The following is a 5,530-nucleotide window of genomic DNA, read 5'->3' as shown; positions in this document are numbered from 1 at the left end:
TTCGAGCCCAGTACCATCCACCACCTTTTTTTATTTCTTTGTTCTTCTAGTTAATTCCACGACTTCAACCGTTATTGGTTAGCTTCAACTTAAGAAAGTCAATTAACACCCTAACTTTAGCAATTCGATGTCGCGACTCGGGATACAGCGCCCAAATACCGTCGTCCGGTTGACGATAATCTGTCATCACTTCCTGTAAGACACCGGCTTCGAGCTCATCAGCGACATAATAGTCAGGTAGAATCGCTATACCCAGACCTTTACACACCGCATCTTTTATCGCCAATCCACTATTGCAGTGAATTAATGCATTGGGTTGCACTGTCTTTACTTTTCCATCCACCTGAAAACGCCAACTTTTGAGCGTGCCCGTTAAACAACGGTGATCAGCCAGCGAAGCTAAGTGAGTTGGTTCTCCAAAACGTTCAAAATACGCCGGCGCCCCCACTAGAAAGTGCCGACGACGACCGAGCGGACTCGCCTTTAAACGCGGCGTGCCCAAATGCCCTAACCGTATCGCTAAGTCATAATGTCCCTCTATCAAGTCGAGCGTGTCGTTGGTGAGGTTAAAGTCGAGTCGACAATCAGGGTATTGGTTTAAAAAGTCGTTCACCAACGGCGCGATTACGTGTTCGCCATAAAAGACCGGTGCGGTGAGACGAATTAATCCTTGTGGCTTTTCTGAGCGTTGCTGAATGGCTTGGTCGGCATCGTTCAAACTCGCGACCAAGTGCTGGCAATGCGGTAAATACAGCAAGCCCTCCTCCGTTAAGCTCACGCTGCGTGTCGAGCGATAGAGTAATGGTAATTTTAGTCGTTGTTCTAAAGCTGCAATATTGCGGCTGACTTGCGCTACGGATAGACCTAACTGCTTAGCGGCACTGGTAAAGCTTGATGTTTGAGCCACCGCGACAAACTCACTGATTCCTTGCCATTGTTTCATTATTACGTATCTGCAAAAGTCATTTGTAAAAAGTTTAGATTACCTTTAAAACAGAAAAAGTTAAACTTGTTCCTGTCATTAACGTATAACTAGCCAATCACATACCAAATAAAGGAAGCTATGATGGAAACAATTAAGTCGCGTGCAGCCGTGGCCTGGGGTCCGGGCGAACCATTAAAAATGGAAGAAATCGATGTAGCACCACCTAAGAAAGGCGAAGTGCGCGTCAAAATTATTGCGACAGGCGTGTGCCATACCGATGCTTACACGCTATCAGGCGCAGATCCTGAGGGTATCTTCCCAGCCGTTTTGGGTCATGAAGGTGGCGGTATTGTTGAATCCGTCGGCGAAGGCGTGACTTCTGTCGAGGTGGGTGACCATGTAATTCCACTCTACACAGCCGAGTGTGGCGAGTGTAAATTCTGTACGTCTGGAAAAACGAATTTGTGCCAAGCCGTGAGAGCGACGCAAGGCAAAGGCTTAATGCCTGATGGTACCTCTCGTTTCTCAAAAAACGGCGAGCCGATTTACCACTACATGGGTACTTCGACATTTTCTGAATACACCGTGTTACCTGAAATCTCTGTCGCGAAAATCCCAAAAGAAGCGCCCTTAGAAAAAGTGTGTTTGTTAGGTTGTGGTGTCACCACCGGAATGGGCGCAGTGAAGAACACCGCTGATGTGCAAGAAGGTGATACGGTCGCGGTATTCGGGCTCGGTGGTATCGGTTTAGCTGTCATTATCGGTGCCGTACAAGCGAAGGCGTCACGCATTATTGCAATTGATGTGAACGAAGATAAGTTCGAAATTGCTAAGCAACTCGGTGCGACTGATTTTGTTAACCCAACAGATTACGACAAGCCTATCCAAGAAGTGATTGTCGATATGACCGACGGCGGTGTCGACTTCTCGTTCGAATGTATTGGTAACGTCGAAGTCATGCGTTCGGCGCTTGAGTGCTGCCACAAAGGTTGGGGCGAATCGGTAATTATTGGTGTCGCCGGCGCAGGCGAGGAAATCTCGACCCGTCCATTCCAATTGGTTACCGGGCGTGTTTGGCGTGGGAGTGCATTTGGTGGTGTTAAAGGGCGCAGTCAACTGCCTGATTACGTACAGCAATACATGGACGGAAAATTTGATTTAGATACCTTCATCACCCACAACATGCCGCTCGAGGAAATTAACGAAGCCTTTGAGCTCATGCACGAAGGTAAATCGATTCGTTCGGTTATCCACTACTAAGCGACAAAGGTATCCACTATGGAAATCGTAAGCGAAGTACGTACATTTGGCGGTCGACAAATCCGCTTAAAGCACCGCTCTTCGACGCTCAACTGCGATATGCAGTTGAGCGTGTTTCTGCCGCCCCAAGCAGAACATCATGCAGTACCCAGTTTGTACTTTTTATCAGGGCTCACGTGTACTGATGAGAACTTCTCTACTAAAGCAGGTGCACAGCGCGTCGCAGCGCAACTTGGTATCGCGTTGATTATTCCCGACACCAGTCCGCGCGGTGATGAGGTACCTGACGAAGATCGGTATGACTTTGGCAAAGGTGCAGGCTTTTATCTGAATGCGACCGAAACGCCTTGGAAGCAACATTATCAAATGTATGATTACATTCTTGATGAACTCCCAAAATGGGTAGAGGCGCAGTTCCCATTAACGGATAAACGCTCGATTGCCGGTCACTCCATGGGAGGTCATGGTGCGCTGGTCATTGGTGTGCGAAACCCAGAACGCTATCAAAGCATTTCGGCATTCTCACCGATCACTCATCCAACTCAATGCCCTTGGGGTGAATATGCGTTTACGCAATATTTGGGAGGCAACCGTGATGCTTGGAAAGATTATGATGCGGTAGAACTCATCAAAGCGTATGGGCAAGTCAGACCGATTCGCGTCGACCAGGGTTTAGCAGACAACTTTCTCGAAGAGCAACTGAAGCCTGAGACTTTGCAAGCTGTATTCGATGAAACAGATGGACCGGGTGCTATCTATCTACACGAAGGCTATGATCACAGTTACTACTTTATCAGTAGTTTCATTGAGGAGCAGTTACGCTTCCACGCGCATTATCTGCTCTAGCACGCTCGCCTTTATTACGCGGATTTATCGGTGTCTTCGGACACCGATGGTTCAGGCTTTTCCGCCAAGTGACGCCGATAAAACCGCCATTGCCGCGACTTACTTACGTACCAAAGACTGATAAACCACGCCAAGATAATACTCGCTTTGCCCCAAGAGAAGCTGCCATGCTGATGCAGTAGCAGACTACTAATTAATATCGCATCTAACACGAGAGCGACCAACATCAGAGGCTGTGCAGCTCGCATCACATGGTTGGCCCAATTATAACCATCCTCTTTAGCGAAACTTGTCGCCAACAGTACGAATAAGGCCGGCAAACCCACCACAAGCATGAGACCAAATTGTTCTGAGTTTTTATAAAAGAGTGAGAGTAAACGCGTGCGATCTTCATTGAAAGTGAGCGAAACAATACCCGCAAGATATCCGCGGCATAAAAAGAACGTGACCCAAATGAAAAATAGAGGGGTGCTCGCGCGCCCCTCTTTATCCAGATAACGCGCTCGTTCGACGAACGCCGCTCCGTTGCCAGATCTTTTCATGGAAATAATAACCTACTGTATTTACCAGTGGCTCAATCAATGCCACGGCACCACCCATCACAATATCGCCTGTCATCACCCAAACCACTGTAAAAGCGATTGAGAAATGCATCACGGCAAAACTTGCTGTCTTTATCATAATGCCCTCCATTCCTGTCTAAAGAAATGATAGCAATTACGATTTACATTTCTAATTATAAAAACCGATTAAACTGCTCGTTTAAGTTGCTCACGTAGTGTTTTGATATCGTCACGTAACTGTGCCGCCTTCTCAAACTCAAGGTTTTGAGCCGCTTCATACATTTCTTTTTCTTTGGCTTCAATTTCTTTAATCACCGCATTCGTATCTTTGATCATCACGGTGCGTGGATCGTAACCAGAGGCAACCTCTGCAACCGCCTTCGCGGCACGGTTTTTACGATTAGCACCACCCTGCCCCAAGTCCATCACATCGGTGACTTTCTTATTCAATTTTTGCGGTGTGATACCATGTTCTTTGTTAAAAGCGATTTGCTTTTCACGACGACGATCCGTCTCATCAATCGCGCGTTGCATAGAGCCGGTAATCCGGTCGCCATATAGAATCGCCTTACCATTCACGTTACGTGCTGCACGACCAATGGTCTGAATCAAAGAACGGTCAGATCGTAAGAAGCCCTCTTTATCAGCATCAAGAATGGCGACTAAGGAGACTTCCGGCATATCGAGACCTTCTCGCAGCAAGTTAATGCCGACCAACACATCGAACTCACCGAGTCGCAGATCGCGAATAATCTCCATTCGTTCGACAGTATCGATGTCCGAGTGAAGATACCGTACACGGATACCGTGTTCATCGAGATAATCACTTAAATCTTCGGCCATCTTTTTGGTTAATGTTGTCGCAAGCACACGTTCTTCTTTTTCCACCCGTAAACGGACTTCAGACATTAAGTCATCAACCTGCGTCGCCACGGGTCGCACTTCAATAATCGGATCCACTAAGCCAGTGGGTCGCACCACCTGCTCAACGACCTCACCGCTACTACGTTCAAGCTCATATTTCCCAGGTGTTGCAGAAACATAAACAGTTTGGGGGGCAATGGCTTCGAATTCATCGAATTTTAAGGGCCGGTTATCCAACGCACTCGGCAGTCGAAAGCCATACTCCACCAAGTTTTCCTTGCGCGAGCGATCGCCCTTATACATCGCCCCGACCTGCGATACCGTCACATGTGACTCATCAATGATGAGCAGTGCGTCGTCCGGTAAATAATCCATCAAGGTGGGTGGTGGCTCGCCCGGAGCACGTCCAGACAGATAACGTGAATAGTTTTCGATACCGGAGCAATAGCCAAGCTCCAACATCATTTCAATATCAAACTGAGTGCGCTGATTAATACGTTGCTCTTCAAGCAGTTTATTTTGTTTCAGCAGCACATCTCGACGATCTTTCAACTCATCTTTGATCTTCTCAATCGCTTCAACCAAGACTTCACGAGGTGTCACATAGTGTGTTTTCGGATAAATGGTGGCACGCGCAACATCCGCTTCGGTCACTTGCCCCGTGAGCGGCTCAAAAAAGCTGATACGGTCGACTTCGTTATCAAATAGTTCAACGCGCACTGCAAGCTCTTCCGATTCAGCGGGGAAAATGTCAATGACCTCACCGCGCACACGATAGGTGCCCCGCTCGAAGGCCGCATCGTTTCGCTTATACTGTAGCTGCGCCAAGCGCCGCAAAATATCGCGCTGGTCAATAATGTCGCCACGACGCAAATGCAGCATCATCTTCATATATGATTCGGGATCACCCAAACCATAAATCGCCGAAACCGAAGCCACCAACACAACATCACGGCGCTCCATCAACGCTTTTGTCGCTGACAGACGCATTTGTTCAATGTGGTCGTTTATCGATGCATCTTTTTCAATAAAGGTGTCGGTGGTGGGCACGTAGGCTTCCGGCTGATAATAA

6 protein-coding genes are annotated in these 5,530 nt (G+C 47.8%); 2 read left to right on the top strand and 4 right to left on the bottom strand.

Annotated features, from left to right (window positions below; genetic code table 11):
- Positions 1-64: 64 nt before the first annotated feature.
- Positions 65-943, bottom strand: coding sequence for a LysR family transcriptional regulator (locus B2X00_RS01145; RefSeq protein ID WP_290485772.1), 879 nt, complete (start codon positions 941-943; stop codon positions 65-67).
- Between the two features lie 123 nt (positions 944-1,066).
- Between B2X00_RS01145 and B2X00_RS01140 the strand changes: the two genes are divergently transcribed.
- On the top strand, positions 1,067-2,185 hold the full coding sequence (locus B2X00_RS01140; protein ID WP_290485773.1) for an S-(hydroxymethyl)glutathione dehydrogenase/class III alcohol dehydrogenase: 1,119 nt from the start codon (positions 1,067-1,069) through the stop codon (positions 2,183-2,185).
- A gap of 18 nt (positions 2,186-2,203) precedes the next feature.
- A complete protein-coding gene (fghA, locus tag B2X00_RS01135; protein WP_290485771.1) occupies positions 2,204-3,031 on the top strand; it encodes an S-formylglutathione hydrolase in 828 nt (275 codons plus the stop codon).
- A gap of 14 nt (positions 3,032-3,045) precedes the next feature.
- Here fghA and B2X00_RS01130 read toward each other — a convergent pair whose 3' ends face one another.
- The 3 genes from B2X00_RS01130 to uvrB form a co-directional block, all read right to left on the bottom strand.
- The gene (locus B2X00_RS01130) at positions 3,046-3,573 is read right to left on the bottom strand and encodes a DUF2919 family protein (RefSeq protein WP_290485770.1); all 528 of its coding nucleotides are present in this window, start codon (positions 3,571-3,573) and stop codon (positions 3,046-3,048) included.
- Positions 3,518-3,712, bottom strand: a complete 195-nt coding sequence (locus B2X00_RS01125) for a DUF2061 domain-containing protein (RefSeq protein ID WP_083404989.1) — start codon at positions 3,710-3,712, stop codon at positions 3,518-3,520. Before B2X00_RS01125 ends, B2X00_RS01130 begins: the two co-directional genes overlap by 56 nt.
- 68 nt (positions 3,713-3,780) lie before the next feature.
- Positions 3,781-5,530: excinuclease ABC subunit UvrB (gene uvrB / locus B2X00_RS01120; RefSeq protein ID WP_290485769.1), on the bottom strand; the 1,750-nt coding region annotated here is incomplete at its 5' end.

Origin of the sequence: Idiomarina sp. UBA3162 (genome assembly GCF_002364475.1) — a bacterium.
Taxonomy (GTDB): domain Bacteria; phylum Pseudomonadota; class Gammaproteobacteria; order Enterobacterales; family Alteromonadaceae; genus Idiomarina.
This window is presented reverse-complemented; position numbering and strand designations above follow the sequence as displayed.

What these genes read in the sequence shown, in the direction of transcription:
- B2X00_RS01145 (WP_290485772.1), bottom strand. Translation starts at nt 943, where the DNA reads ATGAAACAATGGCAAGGAATCAGTGAGTTTGTCGCGGTGGCTCAAACA.
- B2X00_RS01140 (WP_290485773.1), top strand. Translation starts at nt 1,067, where the DNA reads ATGGAAACAATTAAGTCGCGTGCAGCCGTGGCCTGGGGTCCGGGCGAA.
- fghA (WP_290485771.1), top strand. Translation starts at nt 2,204, where the DNA reads ATGGAAATCGTAAGCGAAGTACGTACATTTGGCGGTCGACAAATCCGC.
- B2X00_RS01130 (WP_290485770.1), bottom strand. Translation starts at nt 3,573, where the DNA reads ATGAAAAGATCTGGCAACGGAGCGGCGTTCGTCGAACGAGCGCGTTAT.
- B2X00_RS01125 (WP_083404989.1), bottom strand. Translation starts at nt 3,712, where the DNA reads ATGATAAAGACAGCAAGTTTTGCCGTGATGCATTTCTCAATCGCTTTT.